This is a genomic window from Streptomyces sp. NPDC048636 (assembly GCF_040650655.1).
Taxonomy (GTDB): domain Bacteria; phylum Actinomycetota; class Actinomycetes; order Streptomycetales; family Streptomycetaceae; genus Streptomyces.
Genome location: NZ_JBEZHR010000001.1, coordinates 960,044 through 979,051, shown reverse-complemented (window position 1 = coordinate 979,051; position 19,008 = coordinate 960,044). Strand labels below are relative to the sequence as shown.

The following is a 19,008-nucleotide window of genomic DNA, read 5'->3' as shown; positions in this document are numbered from 1 at the left end:
ATTTGTGTCCGAAGGACGCAACCCAGGACAACACCGAGGAACGCCGAGGAAACGGAGATCACGCGTGACGCGCAGCGTGTACGTGACCGGGATCGAACGTGGCGACGGACGCCAGGTGGTCGAGCTGGGAGTGATGGAGCTCCTGACCCGCCATGTCGACCGCGTCGGGGTCTTCCGGCCCCTGGTGCACGACGACCCCGACCGCCTCTTCGACCTGCTGCGGGCCCGCTACCGGCTGAGCCAGTCCCCCGCGTCCGCCCTGGGCATGACCTACGAGGAGGCGGCCTCGCTCCAGGCCGAGCAGGGCACCGACGAGCTGGTCTCCCAGCTGGTCGGCCGGTTCCACGAGGTCGCCCGCGCCTATGAGTACGTCCTGGTGCTGGGCAGCGACTACGCGGCCACCAGCCTCCCCGACGAGCTGGGGTTCAACGCCCGTCTCGCCAATGAGTTCGGCGCCTCGGTGATCACCGTCGTGGGCGGTCAGAACCAGACCGCCGAGTCGGTCGGCGCCGAAGCCCACAACGCCTACCGGGCCTATGAGGCGCAGGGCTGCGACGTGGTCTCGGTGGTGGTCAACCGGGTCGCCGCCGAGGACCGCGAGGCCATCGCCGAGCGGCTGGGCTCCCGGCTGCCGGTCCCCTGCTACGCACTGCCCGAGGACGCCTCGCTGTCGGCGCCCACCGTCGCGCAGATCGTCCGCACCCTGGGCGCCGAGGTGCTGCTCGGCGATCACGCCGGACTCTCGAGGGACGTACGGGACTTCGTCTTCGGCGGCGCGATGCTGCCCAGCTTCCTGCCCGCGCTCACCGAGGGCTGTCTGGTGGTGACGCCCGGGGACCGGGCCGATCTGATCGTGGGCGCGCTGGCCGCGCACAGCGCGGGCGCCCCGGCCATCGCCGGAGTGCTGCTCACCCTGGACGAGCGGCCGGGCCCGGACATCCTGGCGCTCGCCTCCCGGCTGGCCCCGGGCACCCCGGTCGCGGCGGTGGCGGGCGGGTCCTTCCCGACCGCGGCCGAGCTGTTCGCGATCGAGGGCAAGCTCACCGCGGGCGCGCCGCGCAAGGCGGAGACCGCGCTCGGCCTCTTCGAGCGGCATGTGGACACCGCGGCGCTCACCGAGCGGATCGCGGTGGCCCGCTCCGCCCGGGTCACCCCGATGATGTTCGAGCATGAGCTGATCGAGCGGTCCCGCTCCCGCCGGCGCCGGGTCGTCCTCCCCGAGGGCACCGAGGAGCGGGTGCTGCGGGCGGCCGACGTACTGCTGCGCCGTGACGTCTGCGACCTCACCCTGCTCGGCGCGGAGGAGGCGGTCCGCAAGCGCGCCGCCGAGCTGGGCATCCAGCTCGCGGACGCCGATGTCGTCGATCCGCAGACCTCGCCGCTGCGCGAGCGCTTCGCCGAGAAGTACGCGGAGCTGCGCGCCCACCGGGGCGTCTCCTACGAGCTGGCCTACGACGTGGTGGCCGACGTCTCCTACTTCGGCACCCTGATGGTGCAGGAGGGGCTGGCCGACGGAATGGTCTCGGGCGCGGTGCACTCCACCGCCGCCACCATCCGGCCCGCCTTCGAGATCATCAAGACCGCGCCGGGCGCCCATATCGTCTCGTCGGTGTTCTTCATGTGCCTGGCCGACCGGGTGCTGGTGTACGGCGACTGCGCGGTCAACCCGGACCCCGACGCCGAGCAGCTCGCGGACATCGCCATCCAGTCGGCGGCCACCGCCGCCCAGTTCGGGGTGGAGCCGAGGATCGCGATGCTCTCGTACTCCACCGGCACCTCCGGCTCCGGCGCCGATGTGGACAAGGTGCGCAAGGCCACCGAGCTGGTGCGCGAGCGCCGCCCGGACCTGCTGGTCGAGGGCCCCATCCAGTACGACGCCGCGGTGGACGCGGCCGTGGCGGCGACCAAGCTGCCGGACTCCGAGGTGGCGGGCAGGGCCACCGTGCTGATCTTCCCGGACCTGAACACCGGCAACAACACCTACAAGGCCGTCCAGCGCTCGGCGGGCGCGGTCGCGGTCGGCCCGGTCCTCCAGGGGCTGCGCAAACCGGTGAACGACCTGTCCCGCGGGGCGCTCGTCCAGGACATCGTCAACACCGTCTCCATCACCGCCATCCAGGCCCAGTCCCCGACCTCCCCGACCTCCCCGACCTCCCCGACACAGAAGGTGCAGTCCGCGTGAACGGCTCCCGCGTCCTCGTCCTCAACTCCGGCTCCTCCTCGGTCAAGTACCAGCTGCTGGACATGGCCGACGGCGCCCGGCTCGCCTCCGGCATCGTCGAGCGGATCGGCGAGGGCCCGGTCGCCGACCACGCGGCGGCCCTCAAGCAGGTCGCCGACGAGCTGGCCCGGCAGGACCTGGGACTCGACTCCCCGGAGCTGGCGGCCGTCGGCCACCGGGTGGTGCACGGCGGCACCCGGTTCACCGAGCCCGCGCTGATCACCGACGACGTGGTCGAGGAGATCGAGAAGCTGATCCCGCTGGCCCCGCTGCACAACCCGGCCAATGTCACCGGGATCCGGGTGGCCCGCGAGCTGCGCCCGGACCTCCCCCAGGTCGCGGTGTTCGACACGGCGTTCCACTCGACGATGCCGGAGGCCGCCGCGCGCTACGCCATCGACATGGACACCGCCGACCGGTTCGGGGTGCGCCGCTACGGCTTCCACGGCACCTCGCACGCGTATGTCTCCCGCGCCACCGCCGCCCTGCTGGACCGGCCCCTCGCCGAGGTCAACACGATCGTGCTGCACCTGGGCAACGGGGCCAGCGCCTCGGCCGTGCGCGGCGGGGTGTGCGTGGACACCTCGATGGGGCTCACCCCGCTGGAGGGCCTGGTGATGGGCACCCGCTCGGGCGATCTGGACGCGGCGGCGATCTTCCATCTGTCCCGGGTGGGCGGGATGTCCATCGACGAGATCGACACCCTGCTGAACAAGCGCAGCGGACTGCTGGGGCTCTGCGGGGACAACGATATGCGCGAGATCGGCCGCCGGATGGGCGAGGACGACTCCGAAGCACAGCTCGCCTTCGACATCTACATCCACCGGCTGCGGAAGTATGTGGGCGCCTACACCGCGGTACTCGGGCGGGTGGACGCCATCGCCTTCACCGCCGGCGTGGGGGAGAACTCCGCGGCGGTCCGGGAGGCGGCGATGCGCGGGCTCACCGCGTTCGGTGTCGAGGTGGACGCGGTGCGCAACGCGCTGCGCGGCTCCGGGGCACGGCTGATCTCCACCGAGGGCAGCCGGGTCGCGGTCGCCGTGGTGCCCACCGATGAAGAGCTGGAGATCGCCAGCCAGACGTTCGACCTGGTCAGCGAGTAGCCGTCGGATCGTTGTCCGGCCTTCTCCGGCCTGAAATATTCCGCTCCGAAACAAACCGATAGGATCAGCCTCATGCGCCGTTCCAAAATCGTCTGCACCCTGGGCCCCGCCGTCGACTCCTACGACCAGCTGAAGTCACTGATCGAGGCCGGGATGAACGTGGCCCGATTCAATATGAGCCACGGGAGCCACGCGGAGCACGAGGAGCGGTACCACCGCGTCCGCAAAGCCTCCGAGGAGACCGGGCGCGCGGTGGGCGTGCTGGCCGACCTCCAGGGCCCCAAGATCCGTCTGGAGACCTTCGCCGACGGTCCGGTGGAGCTGGTCCGCGGGGACGAGTTCATCATCACCACCGAGGATGTCCCCGGTGACCGGACCATCTGCGGCACCACCTACAAGGGGCTGCCGGGCGATGTGTCCAAGGGCGACCAGATCCTGATCAACGACGGCAATGTGGAGCTGCGGGTCACCGCGGTCGAGGGGCCGCGGGTGCGGACCATCGTGATCGAGGGCGGGGTGATCTCCGACCACAAGGGGATCAACCTGCCGGGCGCGGCGGTCAATGTCCCGGCGCTGTCCGAGAAGGACATCGAGGACCTGAAGTTCGCCCTGGGCATGGGGTGCGACATGGTCGCGCTGTCCTTCGTCCGGGACGCGGGCGACGTCCGCGATGTGCACCGGGTGATGGACGAGGCGGGGCGCCGGGTGCCGGTGATCGCCAAGGTGGAGAAGCCGCAGGCGGTCGCCAATATGGCCGAGGTCGTCGCGGCCTTCGACGGCGTGATGGTGGCCCGTGGTGACCTGGCGGTGGAATACCCGCTGGAGAAGGTCCCGATGGTGCAGAAGCGGCTGATCGAGCTGGGCCGCCGGAACGCCAAGCCGGTGATCGTGGCGACCCAGATGATGGAGTCGATGATCACCAACTCCCGTCCCACCCGCGCCGAGGCGTCCGATGTCGCCAACGCGATCCTGGACGGCGCGGACGCGGTCATGCTTTCCGCCGAGTCCTCGGTCGGCTCGTATCCGATCGAGACCGTCAAGACGATGTCCCGGATCGTCCAGGCCGCCGAGGAGGAGCTGCTCTCGCGTGGCCTCCAGCCGCTGGTGCCCGGCAAGAAGCCCCGTACACAGGGCGGTTCGGTGGCCCGCGCGGCCTGCGAGATCGCCGACTTCCTGGGAGCCAAGTCGCTGGTGGCCTTCACCCAGTCCGGTGACACCGCCCGGCGGCTCTCCCGCTACCGCGCCCAGCAGCCGATCCTGGCCTTCACCACCGACGCCGCCACCCGTAACCAGCTCACGCTGAGCTGGGGCGTGGAGTCCTTCGTGGTGCCCTACGTCGAGAACACCGACGCGATGGTGGACCTGGTCGACGCCGAACTGCTGAAGCTCGGCCGCTACTCCGAGGGCGACACCATGATCATCACTGCCGGTTCGCCCCCCGGTGTCCCCGGCACCACCAACATGGTGCGGGTGCACCACCTGGGCGGCGAGGGCGCGTAACCCTCTTCGATGAGCGGCGGACGGCCGGACTCCATCGGGGCTCCTTCGGAGGACTCCCTCGGGCTCCGGCCGTCGGCGTACCGGCCTCAGCTCATGGCCCACACATAGCGGTCGTCGTCGTATGCCCGGGCCGGCCCCGCGGACTCCGCGAACAGCTCGGCCACCACCGCCGCGTCCACCGTCTGGGCGCCGTCGGTCAGCCGGACCCGGGCCCCGGCCTCGTCCAGCACCTCGATGACCCCGCCCGGCAGCACCCGGCCGGAAAGGTGGCGGACGGCGAGGGTGACGGCGGCCTCCAGGGCGTCATCGGTGATGGCGACGGCGTGGTGGCGCTCGTACTCGGGGCGCAGCAGCCGCAGGATGGCCACCATGTCGTCATGGCCGGGCTCGCTCACCGGGACCGGCTGGAAGAACGTCTCGAGCGCGGGCCGGTGCCCGGCCGGTTCGACGACGGCGATCACCCGGGCCCCGGATTCCCGTAGCGCGGACAGGGTGTCGGAGCCCTCGTCCAGCTCGGCGTCGTCGAGGAAGAGCACGGTGTCGGCCGGATCCCGCAGCCCCTCCAGCGCCGTGCGCAGCCGCCCGGGGTCGACGGCGCACAGCCGCACCCCGGACAGCCCCGCCGGTGCCTCACCGCTCGCCAGCCGCTGGGCAAGACCCATGACGATCGAGGTCCGGCCGACCCCCGCCTCCCCCACCAGCAGGGCGCTGTTACGGGACTTGCGCATCAGCACCCGCATCACCCGCTGGATCTCCCGCTCGCGCCCGGCCACCGGATCAAGCAAGGAATCCCGCGCCGCCTCGGTGAGATCACGCAGCGCGGTGGCCGCGGGCGGCTCCGCCTCCGGGGGCGGAACGGTGAGCAGTTGGACGACCCGGTCGCGCACCCGCCGACCGGCCTCCTCGCCGAGGACGCCGATGAGGATCTGGGCGGCCACCCCCTCGCCCTCCCGCACCAGACCGAGCAGCAGATGCTCCGGCCCGACGTGGTCATGGCCGAAGGTCACGGCCTCCCGCGCGGTGAGCTCCAGCACCTTCCTGGTGCGCGGGGTGAAGGGGATATGGCCGGTCGGGGTCTGGGTGCCGGGCCCGATGATCTCCACCACCCGGGAGTCCACCAGCTCGCACCCGCTGCCCCCGTGCGGTTCCCCACGTGCTTCCCCCACACGCCTCACACACGCGCCTCACCATGGCCCACTCCCGAGCGACATGGAGCGCGTTCGTTCGGACACCCAAGGTAATCATAGGCCCCGGCACGCACGAATACGCCCATGGGCACCAATTCGCAACGGAGTTGGTGCCCATGGGCGCTCCCTCCCGAAGGAGGGTTTTCTGCGGCTCCCGAACGGGTCTGTGTGGTCGCGGGGTCATTCCCCGGTCTTGTACAGGTGCATCCCCGGCACCGTCAGATCGCCGCCGAACTGGCCGGCCTGCTTGACGGTGACCTTGGTGAAGAAGATCTCCGGGAGATTGAGCGGCGGCGGGCTCTTCGGGCTGAAGGTGATCGGGATGATCCCCAGCAGATTGCCCGAGAGCTCCTCGGTGTACATCGTCACGGTGCCGTTGCGGATGGTCGAGGTGGAGCCGTCGCGCGCCTGCACGTGCGTGGTGGTGCCGCCCGGTCCGATGACCGTCTGGTGCAGGTCCTTGATGTCCACGCCCTTGGCGGTGAACTTGAGGACCTTCTTGACCTGACCGCTGTACGTCTTGACCTCCACGATGCCCTTGTAGTCCAGGCCGTGCAGGCTCAGCATGCTGCTCTGGAGCGTCCAGGGGTCGTCGGGCAGCAGGCTGGAGGTCGGGTCGGTCTCGGCGTTCTTGTACGCGTCGGCGTCGAACTCCGGACAAGGGTAGGCGTCCTTGCCGTCCTTGCCGCCGGACTCCGAGGCGGACGGAGAGGACGAGGGCGTGGCCTTCTCGGCCTTGTCCTTGGTGTCCTCGACCGTCTTCTTCGCCTTGTCGACGGTGTCCTTCACCCCGTCGCCGGCCTTGTCCACCGTGTCCTTGACCGGATCGGTGGGCTTCTCGGACGACGGAGTCGCGGACGGGGTGGGCTTGCTGGACTCCGAGGGGCTCGGTGAGGAGCTGGGCTCCTTGTCGGCGTCCTCGTCCTCGTCGCCCGGGGTGAAGATGTCGTGCAGCTTGTCCCCGAGACCCAGCGGGTCCAGCGGATTCCTGGTCTCGGACTCCGACGGGCTCGGCGAGGAGCTCGGCTCCTTGTCGTCCGCGGAGTCGGAGGAGGAATCGGACGGGGTGGGCTTGGGCGTGGACGTGTCCTTCGACGGGGTCGGCGTGGGGTCCGGCTTCGCCGGGGTGCCGCCGTCTCCGGTCGAGCCGGAGCCGTCCTCGGAACCCTTGGGGTCCTTGGACTCCGCCGGATCCTTCGGGTCCGCCGTATCCTTGGCGTCCTTGTCGGACTTCTCGTCCTTGGCGTCCTTGTCGGCCTCATCCGGCTGGGACACACACGGCCCGGCCTTGTAGCGGTCCTCGGGCCGGGGGCTCGCCGAGGCGAGCTGAGGCGTCAGCCCCATGCCCATGAGCACGGCGGTGGGCATGGCGGCCAGCGCTATGGCCTTGCCCGCGGGCACCTGAAGGCGAGTGAGCATCGACTTCCTGGGTGCCGCGTGCCGCGGTCCCGTTCTCGCCCGGCGCGCGCTTGCGCCCTCCGGCTGCTCCTGGTCACCCCGCACGGTGCCTCCCATTGGTGGATTCCTGGTCCGGCGCGGCCACGGCTCCGGCCGGTTCGGGCACGCTGTCGCCGTCCTCGTCGCCCTTCGGTGCGGCACCCGATCCCTTGGCCGGCTGCGCCGAGGGAGTCTCGCCCGGTGCCCAGGCGACGCTCATCCCGCCGCCGAACAGCGCGAGCAGGAATCCCATCAGGAAGCCGCCGATGTTGGACACGGGCAGCGACACCAGGCCGAGCAGGATCGAGGCGACTCCGGCGAAGACCCGTACGACGGGCTGGAACCACATGGTCAGGCCCAGGATCACCAACAGCACACCGATGATCAGCGAAGCCGATCCGGCGGTGGTGGACAGGTTGATGGTGAACCCGCCCGCGCTGAAGTTGTTGTACGGGAAGTACATGATCGGCAGCCCGGCCAGCAGGGTCAGCAGCCCCGCCCAGAACGGGCGCTGCCAGCGCCATGCCCGGAAGGACCTCCGCATACGGCCGATACGGTCACGCGCCCCCGGCGACTCGGCACTCATTGAAAACAGCTCCCTGGGGCCGGCGATCGAAACGATCGCGGTTCTACAGCGGTACTCGTTGCGCGGCGCCTCCGCGCGGCTGGGCGATGCCGGGTGAGGGGCAGCGCCGCGGCCCCCCACCCTCCAGCTCAGCGCGTCAGAAGCACTCGTTCTTGCCCTTGCTGACCTTCATCGAAAGGCCGGAGAGCTTGAACGTGCCCGCACTGGTCGCCCAGGCGGTCTGCTTCACATCGGTGAGCGTGGCCGAGTCGGCCTCCTGGGCAAAGGAACCAGGAAGAGCCTTGTCGCCCTTCTTGATGCCCGGACCCTTGGTCGAATCGCCCGCCGCGACACCGATATTGATCCCGCGGAACGTCGCATCCGCGTCCAGCTGGTCCAGGTCGATGAAGAGGTTCTTCGCCTCGACCTGCTTGCTGCCGTTACCGGCCGACAGCTTCAGCGACACATCGCCGAAGACCGGGACCGGGATGACAACCGACTGGCACAGACCCTTGATCTTGGCGGACTTGAACGCCGAGACCGCGACCGGGATGTTCTTCCCGCCATGCTGTGTGTCAAGGGCGCCGTACTGGACGAATCCCTTACCGTCGAGCTGGTCGGCCGTGACCTTGAACTGCTGGCCGGACACATTGAACGAAGCCGCGAGCGCACCCTGGGACAGGGCGACGCCGATCGCGGCCGTGGCAGCAACGCTCGGCACCATGACAACGGCGAACCGCTTCCATCTGGTCCCGCCACGAGCCAGAGACTCCATGACTTTCCTCCTTCTCGGACGTACATCTCCGGCCGGGGCCATGACCCCGGACCTGGGATGGGAGAAGTGCTACGTCCTCGGGAAGGAGAGCGCCCACGTCCCGCAGGCGCTTACCGCACCCGCGTACACCGGCGATCACCCCCGAGCGACAACCACTGGCCACGCTTCTCGCGCAACCTCCTGGACAGGCCCTGCCTGTTGGGGCAGAGACCCCCCTGTCCAAGGCCGACGCCACTGCCGCCGACCTACTCGGTGGGGACCCAACCACGCCGTGGCGCCGACCGGATGCCGGGCTGCGGAGGGATGGACCGAGCTTGGCCGATCGTGGTGCATTCGGGGCTGAGGCACAAGGGGTTCGTTACTAGCGAGTAACGGACCGATAACCGTGATGCGTCCGGACGGTCGCGACCGGGCACGCAGTGTCGCCGCCAAGTGACCGGAAAGAGAGGGAGATTTACTCCAAGACCGGACAAAGCACGGGAGCGCATTTACTGGCAGTAACAGCGACCGCGTTTACCAAGTTTTAGTAAAGAGCGGTCGCCGTCCTGTTTGAGGAGTCCGAGGTCAGAACAGCACGCGCGCCAACGCACTACGCGCAGTGACCACTCGGGGGTCCTCACCGCCGATCACATCGAAGAGACCGAGGAGATGGACCCGCGCCTTCTCCCGGTCCTCACCCACCGTCTTGCGCACCGTCTCCACCAAGCGCCCGAAGGCGTCCTCCACATGACCGCCCACCAGGTCGAGATCGGCCGCGGCGATCTGGGTGGAAACGTCCCCCGGGTTGTCCGCGGCGGCCTTGCGCACCGTCTGGGCGTCCACCCCTTGAACCCGCTGGAGCAACTCCGCCTGCGCCAGGCCCAGCTTGGCCTCGCTGTTTGCGGGGTCGTCCGAGAGCAGATTGCGGTACGCCTGGACGGCACCGCCCAGATCCCCCGCGTCCAGCGCCTCATGGGCCGCGGCCAGCGCGGTGTCGTACGGCGAGGCGGGCGGCTCCGGGGCGGCGGGCTGCTCGGCCTCGCCGGCCGCGGCGTCGCCTTCAACAGCTGTACCGACGATGCCGAACTGCTGCTCCGCGGCCTGGATCAGCTGGTCCAGCACCTGGCGGATCTGTGCCTCCGGCGCCGCCCCCTGGAAGAGGGGCACCGGCTGGCCCGCGATCACCGCGAAGACCGCGGGAATCCCCTGGACGCCGAACTGCTGGAAGAGCATCTGGTTGGCATCGACGTCGATCTTCGCGAGCACGAACCGCCCCGCGTACTCCCCGGCCAGCCGCTCCAGGAGCGGACCGAGCTGCTTGCACGGCTCGCACCACTCGGCCCAGAAGTCGATGACGACGGGCACCTCGGTGGAGCGCTGGAGGACGTCCTGCTGAAAACCCGCCTCGTCGACGTCGAAGACCAGGCGGGCGGGGGCGGGCGCGCCCCCCGTGCGGGCCGCTTCGGCCCGCGCCTTCTCCGCCTTCTGCTTCGCTTCTCCGGCCGCCTTCACCGCGGCGAGGTCGACCACTCCACTCATGGACATGTTCCGTGGCTGCATGGTCCTATCCTCCCCTCTTCACGCGGTGAATGGAAAAGCGCATCGACCGGCCCCCCGACCGGTCCGCCGGCTCCCCAACCGGCGCTCATGGTCATCGCTCTTACGCTACGAGCCGTAGCGTAATCGGCCCGGCCGCCCGCGTCACCCCCGCCCCCGTCTTTCGGCCCCCGATTCCCGGTGATCTCTCTCACCAGGTCTTCCTCCGTCACCAGTGGGTAAGGTCGCGTTCATGAGCACGCCCGCACGCCGTACCGGGCGCCCCCGCAGCGCCGAGGCCGATCGCGCGATTCTCGGCGCGACCCGTGCCGCGCTGGTCGAGCTCGGCTGGGGGAAGCTGACGATGGGCGATGTGGCGGCGCGCGCCGGAGTGGCCAAAACCACCCTCTACCGCCGCTGGGCGGGAAAGAACGAGCTGGTCGTGGACGCGGTGGCGGCGGTCTTCGACGAACAGCTGGAAGTGTGCGACCACGGCAGCCTGCGGGCCGATATCGAGGATGTGGTGGTGCGGTTCGCCACCCTGCTGGAGCGTCCCGAGACCAAGACGGCGCTGATGGCCGTGGTCTCCGAGGCCACCCATGACGAGGCGCTGGGCGCCCGGGTCCGCTCGGCCATCGTGGACCGGCAGAAGAGGCTGGTACTGATCGGCCGGCAGCGGGCCCAGCTGCGCGGCGAACTGCCGCGTGAGGAGGACCCGGCCGCCGCGGCCCGCAACGCGGACCTGATCTTCGATGTGATCGCGGGCTCGGTGGTGCACCGGCTGCTGGTCAGCGCCGAACCGGTGGACCGGGAGTGGGCCCGCGCCTTCGCCACCCTGCTGCTGCACGGACTGGCGGCGGCGGGCTCCGGCGCGGGGATCGCCCCGGCACCGGAACCCGCCCGGGGACACGATCAGAAGCCGGCCGGCTCCGTGTAGACCCCCCACTCGTCGCGGAGCGCGTCACAGATCTCCCCGAGGGTGGCCTCGGCCCGTACCGCCTCCATCATCGGCTCGATCATGTTGCCGCCGTCCCGGGCCGCGGCCAGCATCGCCTTCAGCCCCGCCGCGACCTTGGCCTCGTCCCGCGCGGCCTTGCGGCCACCGAGCACCCGCACCTGCTCGCGCTCGACCTCATGGCTGACCCGAAGGATCTCCAGATCGCCGGTGACCGAGCCATGGTGGCAGTTGACGCCGACGACCTTCTTGTCGCCCTTCTCCAGCGCCCGCTGGTACTGGAAGGCGGACTCGGCGATCTCACCGGTGAACCAGCCGTCCTCGATCCCGCGGAGGATGCCCGAGGTGATCGGCCCGATCGGATGCTGTCCGTCCGGCACCGCGCGGCGGCCGCGCTCCTTGATCTGCTCGAAGATCTTCTCGGCGTCGGCCTCGATCCGGTCGGTCAGCGCCTCGACGTACCAGGAACCGCCCAGCGGATCGGCCACATTGAGGATGCCGGTCTCCTCCATCAGCACCTGCTGGGTGCGCAGCGCGATCTCGGCGGCCTGCTCGCTGGGGAGCGCGAGGGTCTCGTCCAGCGCGTTGGTGTGCAGCGAGTTGGTGCCGCCGAGCACCGCGGACAGCGCTTCCACGGCGGTCCGCACCACGTTGTTGTACGGCTGCTGGGCGGTCAGCGAGACCCCGGCGGTCTGGGTGTGGAACCGCAGCCACTGCGCCTTCTCCGAGGTCGCGCCGTACACATCGCGCATCCAGCGGGCCCAGATCCGGCGGGCGGCGCGGAACTTGGCGATCTCCTCGAAGAAGTCGACATGCGCGTCGAAGAAGAAGGAGAGACCGGGCGCGAAGACGTTCACATCGAGCCCGCGGGAGAGCCCGAGCTCCACATAGCCGAACCCGTCGGCCAGGGTGTACGCCAGCTCCTGCGCGGCCGTGGCCCCGGCCTCACGGATGTGGTACCCGGAGACGGAGAGCGGCTTGTAGTCGGGGATGCCGTGGGCGCAGTACTCCATCAGGTCGCCGATCAGGCGCAGATGGGGCTCGGGCGGGAAGAGCCACTCCTTCTGGGCGATGTACTCCTTGAAGATGTCCGTCTGGAGGGTGCCGTTGAGCCGCGAGGTGTCCACGCCCTGGCGCTCGGCGGCCACCAGGTACATGCAGAAGGCGGGGACGGCCGGGCCGCTGATGGTCATCGAGGTGGTGACGTCGCCGAGCGGGATGTCCTTGAAGAGGATCTCCATATCGGCCGCGGAGTCGATGGCGACCCCGCAGTGGCCCACCTCGCCGAGCGAGCGCGGATCGTCGGAGTCCCGGCCCATCAGGGTCGGCATGTCGAAGGCGACCGAGAGTCCGCCGCCGCCGGCCTCCAGGATCATCTTGTAGCGCTCATTGGTCTGCTCGGCGTTACCGAACCCGGCGAACTGGCGGATGGTCCACGCCCGCCCCCGGTAGCCGGTGGGATACAGCCCGCGGGTGTACGGGTACTCCCCGGGCCATCCGATCCGCTCGAACCCCTCCACGGTGTCCCCCGGGGCGGGTCCGTAGACCGGCTCGACGGGGTCCCCGGAGAGGGTGGTGAAATCGGCATCGCGCTTGCGTGCCGCGTCGTACCTGGCCTGCCAGCGACGGCGGCCTGCCTCAATGCCTTCGGCGTCCATGGCTCAAATTTACTAGGACGTCCAAGTAATTGTCGACGGCTGACGGCCGGCGGCAGGCCGATGGAGTGGTCTGCCGGACCGTCCTCGCAGGTCAGCGGTCCGGCACAGAAATCGGGACGCGACGCCCCGGCGGACCGGGGCGGGCTCCGCGCGGGCCGTTACGCCTGAGCGGGCGCCGGCCGGGCGTCGGTGAGCAGCGGGGCCACCTCGCGGTGCACCTTGCGCTCGACGAAGAAGACCGCGGTGGGCACCGTACCGGCGAGCAGCACCCAGGCCAGCTTGCCGAACGGCCACTTCGCCTTGGAGCCCAGGTCGAAGGCGAAGACCAGGTAGAGGACGTAGAGCCAGCCGTGGGCGATACCGACGACGCTCACGAAGCCCGCGGCGCCGTCCATGTCCAGCAGATACTTGGCGACCACGCCGATCGTCAGCAGGATCAGCAGCACACCGGTGACATACGCCATCACCCGGTAGCGGGTCAGGACACTTCGTTTCATACGGATGAGCTTAGACACCGGCGAAAACCCCCGCGGACGCGGGGACCGGTCAGTCGACGCGGGGGCCGGTCAGTCCTCGGGGGCGAAGCCCTCACCCTCTTCGAAGTCGTCCGCCGCGACCCGCAGCGGCCTGAGCATCGCGAAGATCCGGCCGCAGTCCTCGGCGTCGTAGGCCCCGAGCCCGAACTCCATCGCCATCAGATCGCGGGTGGCCGACTCCACCACCTCCCGGCCCCGGTCGGTGATCGAGGCCAGGGTGCCGCGGCCGTCGTTGGGGTTCGGCCGCTTGGCCACCAGACCCGACTTGACCAGGCGGTCCACCGTATTGGTGACCGAGGTCGGGTGGACCATCAGCCGCTCGCCGATCTTCGACATCGGCAGCTCACCCGCCTGGGAGAAGGTGAGCAGCACCAGCGCCTCATAGCGGGCGAAGGTCAGTCCGTACGGTTTGACGACCGCGTCGACCTGGCCGAGCAGGATCTGCTGGGCCCGCATGATCGAGGTGATCGCGGCCATGGAGGGCACGGACCCCCATCGCTGCTTCCAGAGTTCGTCGGCGCGGGCGATCGGGTCGAACGGCAGGCTGAGCGGCTTCGGCACATGCCCGACAGTACCGGCCGGTCATATCGTGGTCAGCTCCATCTCACAGTTCGGTCCGCTCCGTTCCGGGGCCGGACGGCTCCGCTCCGCCGGCGCCGCGCCGTACCTCCAGCGCCACCAGCAGTGAGCAGACCGCCCCCAGTCCGCCCGACACCGTGGCGACGACGGACACCGGCGCGAACTCGGCCGCCGCCCCGGCGGCCGTCATGCCCAGCCCCTGCGAGGTCATCAGCCCGGCCGTCAGCACCGTCATCGCCCGGCCCCGCAGCTCCTCGGGTACGGCGGCGAGGAACCACTGGTCCAGGCCGAGGCTGTAGGCGATGCCGCAGCCGGTCAGCACCTGGAGGGCCAGTGCCCAGCCGAACGAGGGATGGGCCGCGTAGCCGAGGGCCGGCACCGCCGCCGCCACCCCCACCGGAAGCGTCAGCCGGGCCCGCGCCCGCGGTCCGAGCAGCGAGCCCACCAGCACCTCGCTGACGACCGCGCCGACCGGCATCCCGCACATCAGCAGCCCCAGACCGGCCGGTCCGAGACCCAGCCCATCGGAGTACGGCGTCAGCAGAACTTCCGGCATCACCACGAACATCGGTGGCACCCACGAGAGCAGCAGCAGCCCGCGGATCCGGCGGTCGCCGAACAGCCGCCGGACGCCGCGCAGCGAGTCGGCGAGCAGTGCCCCGCCGTCCCCGCCCGCGCCCAGCCGGGCCGGGCGGCGGCGGGTGCCGAACCGGAGGATCAGCGCCGAGCCGACCAGGGCCGCCGAGGTGAGCACGAGGACGGCCCGCGGCGACACCGCGGCCAGCAGCAGCCCGCCCACCGCGAACCCCGCGAGCTGGGCGCTCTGGGCGGTGATCCGGATGACCGAGCGGCCCAGCACGAAGGCGTCGCCCTCGCCGAGGATGTCGCCGAGCGTGGCCGAGCGGGTGCCGCTGAAGACCGGCGAGACGGTCGCCGTCACACAGCGCAGGGCCAGCAGCGCGGCCACCGGCGTCCCGGGCACCACCATGGCGGCCACGCACGCGGCGTGCACCAGGTCGCACACCACCAGCACCCGGCGGGGCGGAAAGCGGTCGGCGACCGAGGACAGCAGGGTGCCGCCGATGACGTACGGCAGCATCGCCGCCGCGAAGGTCAGCGCGCTCAGCAGCGGGGAGTCGGTCAGCCGGTAGATCAGGACGGCCAGTGCGATCCCGCAGACCACCTCGCCCAGCATGGAGAGCAGATGCGCCGCGAAGACCGCCCGGAACTCCCGGACGGCGAAGACGGCGCGGTAGCCAACGCTCCCCGGTCCCCTCGCGGTCCCCGTGCCGTCACCGGGCGCGAGCTCGGGTCGGGAGGCATCCGCCGCGGCGTCCGACGGCTGGTGGGGGCCCATGGTCCCGGGCCCGGGAGGCGTTGACATGGCGGCAGCGTGCCCAGGGGGAGCGAGCGGCCTCTAGTGTTTCGTCCCGAGCCGAATCTCCGGGGGTGACCCATGCCGCTGCACATGCGCTTCGGCGCCGAGGACCTGCTGCGCTGCCGGTTCGCCATCTCACCGCTGGGTCAGACCCATGAGGCGATCCGCACCCTTCGGCGGCGGGAGCGGCACGCCTATCACCTGCCGTGGCTGCGCCGGATCGGCCGGGCGGCGGAGGGTCTCGAGCTGTCGGAGCTGTTGCTGCTGATGCCGCGGTACGGCGGCTACACCCCCGACTTCCTCGGACCCCCGCCGGAGGTGCCGGACGCCTCGTTCGAGGACGAGATGGCCCGGCTGCGGGCCACCGATCCCACCATCGCCCGCTATGAGCTGGCCCTGTCGCTCCGGTGCACCCCGGGCGCGGCCGACAGCCCGCGCGGCCGGGCCATGCTGGACGATCCGGCCGCCACCGTGGCGAGGCTGGCCGATGTCACCGAACGCGCCTGGCGGGCCCTGATCGAGCCGGACTGGCCACGGCTGCGCGCCCTGCTGGAGGCCGATATCGCCTACCGCTCGCGGCAGTTGGCCAACGGCGGTCTGGAGCGGCTCTTCCAGGACCTGCGGCCCCGGATGTCCTTCGCCGACCGAGTCCTCACGGTCCACACCGCGCGTATCCCGCCGGTGACCCAGACGCTGGGCGGCCGGGGCGTACTGCTGGTGCCCAGCGTCTTCGTCTGGCCGGATGTGGTGAGCGGCTTCGTACCGCCCTGGCAGCCGACCGTGATCTACCCGGCCCGCGGGGTCGGCGGCCTCTGGCAGGAGCCGGACGCCGAGGCGCCGGACGCCCTGGTCCGGCTGGTCGGCGCCAACCGGGCGGCGATCCTGACCGGTCTGGTGGAGCCCGCCTCGACAACCGTGCTGGCCCGGCGCCACCGGCTGGCCCCGTCATCGGTCTCGGCCCACCTCTCGGTGCTGCGCGCGGCCGGTCTGCTCGTCTCACGCCGACAGGGCCACCAGGTGCTCTACGAACGCACCCCGCTGGCCCTGTCCGTGCTCGCGGGCGGCTGAGCCGGAGCCCGACCGGCACGGCCCCGGGCGGCGATCAGACGTTGACCACGCCCTCCCGGCGGGCGCGGGCCGCGATCACGCTCGCCTCGGCCTCCCGCTTCAGCTTGCGCTCGGCGAAGAAACCGCCGGTGGGCAGGACGGCGAGGAGGAAGTAGAGGGCCGCGGTCTGCCACCGCCACTTGGTGCGGTTCCAGGCGTCCGCCCAGAAGACCAGGTAGAGGATGAAGAGGACGGCGTGCACCCAGCCCATCACCGGTACCGCGTCGAAATCGGTGGTCCGCTTGAGCACCGAGCAGACCAGCAGCAGCAGGAAGGACACAGCCTCGGGCGCGGACACCAGGCGGAGCCGGCGCAGCGCGGTGGCGGTCTTGAAGTCCACGGGAGCACACCTTCGCGTAAGGAGGACACGGCAAGGGCTTGTGAACCCATGCACAAGCCTCGCTCCATTGTGGCAGCCGCGGCAGCGATCACCGTCCTCGGGGCACCGATCGCCCCGGTTGCTCCCTGTCCGTCGGCGTGGGGGACCGATACCGTCGGCTCGTGGCTCAGTTTCGGCTCCAGGGAAGCAAGGTGCTCGCCGTCGCCATGACGGGCGAGACCGTCAAGGCCAAGAACGGCGCGATGGTCGCGTACGAGGGGGAGATGACCTTCAAGAAGAAGTCGGGCGGCGGGGAGGGGCTGCGCGGGATGGTGACCCGGCGGCTCACCGGTGAGCAGATGGCCGTCATGGAGGTGAAGGGGCACGGCACGTGCTACTTCGCCGACCGGGCGAGCGAGATCAACCTGGTCTCGCTGCACGGCGAGAAGCTCTACGTCGAGGCGGAGAACCTGCTGTGCGCCGACGGCGCGCTGCGCACCGGGACGACCTTCACCGGGCTGCGCGGCTCGGCGCAGGGGAACGGGCTGTTCACCACGACCGTCGAGGGCACCGGCCAGGCGGCGATCCTCTCCGACGGCACCGCGATCGTGCTGCGGGTCACCCCGCAGACCCCGCTCCAGGTGGACCCGGGCGCGTACATAGCCCACACCGGCAACCTCCAGCAGCACTTCCAGTCGGGGGTGAACTTCCGCGCGCTGATAGGCGAGAGCGGGGGCGAGTCGTTCCAGATCCGCTTCGAGGGCGACGGTCTGGTGTATGTGCAGCCCAGCGAGCGCAACACGGTCGGCGGTGAGCTCTGATGCCGTTCACCGCGCTGACCTCGCGGATGGTGCAGGCCGACGTCGCACCCGGACAGACGCTCTTCAGCCAGCGCGGCGCGATGCTCGCGTACCGCGGGGACGTACGGTTCACCCCCAGCATCACCGGCGGACAGGGCGGGGTGATGGGCATGATCGGCCGCCGGGTCGCGGGCGAGGCCACTCCGCTGATGACGGTCGAGGGCCAGGGCACCGTGATGTTCGGCCACGGCGGTCACCATGTCGAGGTGATCGATCTGGCCGGGGAGACCCTCTATGTGGAGGCGGACCGGCTGCTGGCCTTCGACGGCTCGCTGCGCCAGGGCACGATGTTCATGGGCTCCCAGGGCGGGGTGATGGGGATGGTGCGCGGCCAGGTCACCGGGCAGGGGCTGTTCACCACGACCCTGGAGGGCACCGGCTCCGCGGCGGTCATGGCGCACGGCGGGGTGATCCAGCTGCCGATCACCCCCGGGCGGCCGGTCCACGTCGACCCACAGGCGTATGTCGCCCACCGGGGTGATGTCCGCAATAAGCTCTCGACGGCCCTCGGCTGGCGCGACATGGTGGGCCGCGGCTCGGGCGAGGCGTTCCAGCTCGAGCTGTCCGGCAGCGGCACGGTCTATGTCCAGGCATCGGAGGAGAAGCTGTGAACGGCCCCGTCATCCATGACGTCCACACCCTCCCCGCCGACGACAACATCAACCCCTATGCCTTCAGCGTGGACCTCAACGGCCAGTGGTTCCTCCAGAAGGGGAAGATGGTCGCCTACTACGGGAAGATCGACTTCCAGGGCATCGGCCTCGGCCGGCTCGACCGGCTGGTCGCGGGCAGCTTCCACTCCCCGCTGCACGCCGCGGACTGGGTGGTGGCCGAGGGCCAGGGCAAGATGGTGCTCGCGGACCGCGCGTTCGACGTCAACTCCTATGACCTGGACGACGGGAACCTCACCATCCGCTCCGGCAACCTCCTCGCCTACCAGCCGTCACTGGCCCTGAAGCAGTCGATCGTGCCGGGGTTCCTCACCCTCATCGGCACCGGGAAGTTCGTGGCCGCGTCCAACGGTCCGGTGGTCTTCATGGAGCCGCCGCTGCGGGTGGATCCGGAGGCCCTGGTGGGCTGGGCCGACTGCCCCTCCCCCTGCCACCACTACGACCACGCCTATCTGCGGGGGATCGTGGGCGGTATCCGGGCCCACACCGGCCTCGGGGGAACTTCCGGCGAGGAGCATCAGTTCGAGTTCGTGGGGGCGGGGACGGTACTGCTCCAGTCCACGGAGCGGATGATGGACGCGATAGCCGTCGGAACGACGGGGGGTACCGGTTCGTGAGCGAGAGCGTGCGGAGTGTAACGTC

General features: G+C 70.4%; 18 protein-coding genes. 8 read left to right on the top strand and 10 right to left on the bottom strand.

Annotation, left to right across the window (positions count from 1 at the left end):
• Positions 1-64 precede the first annotated feature (64 nt).
• From pta to pyk, 3 genes are all read left to right on the top strand, one after another.
• Complete coding sequence (gene pta / locus AB0C66_RS04515) at positions 65-2,182, top strand: phosphate acetyltransferase (RefSeq protein ID WP_362432685.1); 2,118 nt, start codon at positions 65-67, stop codon at positions 2,180-2,182.
• Positions 2,179-3,324, top strand: coding sequence for an acetate kinase (locus AB0C66_RS04510; RefSeq protein ID WP_362432683.1), 1,146 nt, complete (start codon positions 2,179-2,181; stop codon positions 3,322-3,324). Before pta ends, AB0C66_RS04510 begins: the two co-directional genes overlap by 4 nt.
• A gap of 72 nt (positions 3,325-3,396) precedes the next feature.
• A complete protein-coding gene (gene pyk, locus AB0C66_RS04505) occupies positions 3,397-4,824 on the top strand; it encodes a pyruvate kinase (RefSeq protein ID WP_362432681.1) in 1,428 nt (475 codons plus the stop codon).
• Positions 4,825-4,910: 86 nt separating this feature from the next.
• Here pyk and AB0C66_RS04500 read toward each other — a convergent pair whose 3' ends face one another.
• The 5 genes from AB0C66_RS04500 to AB0C66_RS04480 form a co-directional block, all read right to left on the bottom strand.
• The gene (locus AB0C66_RS04500; RefSeq protein WP_362432679.1) at positions 4,911-5,942 is read right to left on the bottom strand and encodes a Clp protease N-terminal domain-containing protein; all 1,032 of its coding nucleotides are present in this window, start codon (positions 5,940-5,942) and stop codon (positions 4,911-4,913) included.
• Between the two features lie 249 nt (positions 5,943-6,191).
• Positions 6,192-7,430 carry a hydrogenase expression protein HypF gene (locus AB0C66_RS04495; protein ID WP_362432676.1) on the bottom strand — a complete coding sequence of 413 codons (1,239 nt, stop codon included), beginning with the start codon at positions 7,428-7,430 and terminating at the stop codon, positions 6,192-6,194.
• Positions 7,431-7,503: 73 nt separating this feature from the next.
• Positions 7,504-8,034 (bottom strand): DUF6114 domain-containing protein, encoded by a 531-nt coding sequence (locus AB0C66_RS04490; protein ID WP_362432674.1) that lies wholly within the window; start codon positions 8,032-8,034, stop codon positions 7,504-7,506.
• Positions 8,035-8,170: 136 nt separating this feature from the next.
• A complete protein-coding gene (locus tag AB0C66_RS04485; protein WP_362432671.1) occupies positions 8,171-8,788 on the bottom strand; it encodes a DUF6230 family protein in 618 nt (205 codons plus the stop codon).
• A gap of 564 nt (positions 8,789-9,352) precedes the next feature.
• Positions 9,353-10,327 (bottom strand): tetratricopeptide repeat protein, encoded by a 975-nt coding sequence (locus AB0C66_RS04480; protein ID WP_362432668.1) that lies wholly within the window; start codon positions 10,325-10,327, stop codon positions 9,353-9,355.
• Between the two features lie 229 nt (positions 10,328-10,556).
• Here AB0C66_RS04480 and AB0C66_RS04475 point away from each other — a divergent pair, with 229 nt between their 5' ends.
• Entirely contained in the window at positions 10,557-11,240 is a 684-nt protein-coding gene (locus tag AB0C66_RS04475; protein WP_362432666.1) for a TetR/AcrR family transcriptional regulator, read from the top strand.
• Here AB0C66_RS04475 and AB0C66_RS04470 read toward each other — a convergent pair.
• The 4 genes from AB0C66_RS04470 to AB0C66_RS04455 all read right to left on the bottom strand — a co-directional run bounded on the left by AB0C66_RS04470 (position 11,216) and on the right by AB0C66_RS04455 (position 15,415).
• Positions 11,216-12,916 (bottom strand): methylmalonyl-CoA mutase family protein, encoded by a 1,701-nt coding sequence (locus AB0C66_RS04470; protein ID WP_362432661.1) that lies wholly within the window; start codon positions 12,914-12,916, stop codon positions 11,216-11,218. The two genes, AB0C66_RS04475 and AB0C66_RS04470, sit on opposite strands and share 25 nt — an antisense overlap.
• A gap of 158 nt (positions 12,917-13,074) precedes the next feature.
• On the bottom strand, positions 13,075-13,413 hold the full coding sequence (locus AB0C66_RS04465) for a DUF3817 domain-containing protein (RefSeq protein ID WP_362432658.1): 339 nt from the start codon (positions 13,411-13,413) through the stop codon (positions 13,075-13,077).
• 69 nt (positions 13,414-13,482) lie between these two features.
• A complete protein-coding gene (locus AB0C66_RS04460) occupies positions 13,483-14,013 on the bottom strand; it encodes a MarR family transcriptional regulator (RefSeq protein WP_362432656.1) in 531 nt (176 codons plus the stop codon).
• A gap of 43 nt (positions 14,014-14,056) precedes the next feature.
• A complete protein-coding gene (locus tag AB0C66_RS04455; protein ID WP_362432654.1) occupies positions 14,057-15,415 on the bottom strand; it encodes an MFS transporter in 1,359 nt (452 codons plus the stop codon).
• 72 nt (positions 15,416-15,487) lie between these two features.
• Between AB0C66_RS04455 and AB0C66_RS04450 the strand changes: the two genes are divergently transcribed.
• Positions 15,488-16,477 (top strand): DUF5937 family protein, encoded by a 990-nt coding sequence (locus AB0C66_RS04450; RefSeq protein WP_362432652.1) that lies wholly within the window; start codon positions 15,488-15,490, stop codon positions 16,475-16,477.
• A gap of 34 nt (positions 16,478-16,511) precedes the next feature.
• On the opposite strand, the gene AB0C66_RS04445 is transcribed toward AB0C66_RS04450, so the two are convergent.
• Positions 16,512-16,856 (bottom strand): DUF3817 domain-containing protein, encoded by a 345-nt coding sequence (locus AB0C66_RS04445; RefSeq protein WP_362432649.1) that lies wholly within the window; start codon positions 16,854-16,856, stop codon positions 16,512-16,514.
• Between the two features lie 161 nt (positions 16,857-17,017).
• Between AB0C66_RS04445 and AB0C66_RS04440 the strand changes: the two genes are divergently transcribed.
• Genes AB0C66_RS04440 through AB0C66_RS04430 form a run of 3 tightly spaced genes read left to right on the top strand, consistent with a single transcriptional unit; the run spans position 17,018 to position 18,983 of the window.
• Entirely contained in the window at positions 17,018-17,656 is a 639-nt protein-coding gene (locus tag AB0C66_RS04440) for an AIM24 family protein (RefSeq protein WP_362432647.1), read from the top strand.
• On the top strand, positions 17,656-18,306 hold the full coding sequence (locus tag AB0C66_RS04435) for an AIM24 family protein (RefSeq protein WP_362432644.1): 651 nt from the start codon (positions 17,656-17,658) through the stop codon (positions 18,304-18,306). Before AB0C66_RS04440 ends, AB0C66_RS04435 begins: the two co-directional genes overlap by 1 nt.
• Positions 18,303-18,983, top strand: coding sequence for an AIM24 family protein (locus AB0C66_RS04430; protein ID WP_362432641.1), 681 nt, complete (start codon positions 18,303-18,305; stop codon positions 18,981-18,983). The genes AB0C66_RS04435 and AB0C66_RS04430 overlap by 4 nt, the downstream gene beginning before the upstream one ends.
• Positions 18,984-19,008 lie beyond the last annotated feature (25 nt).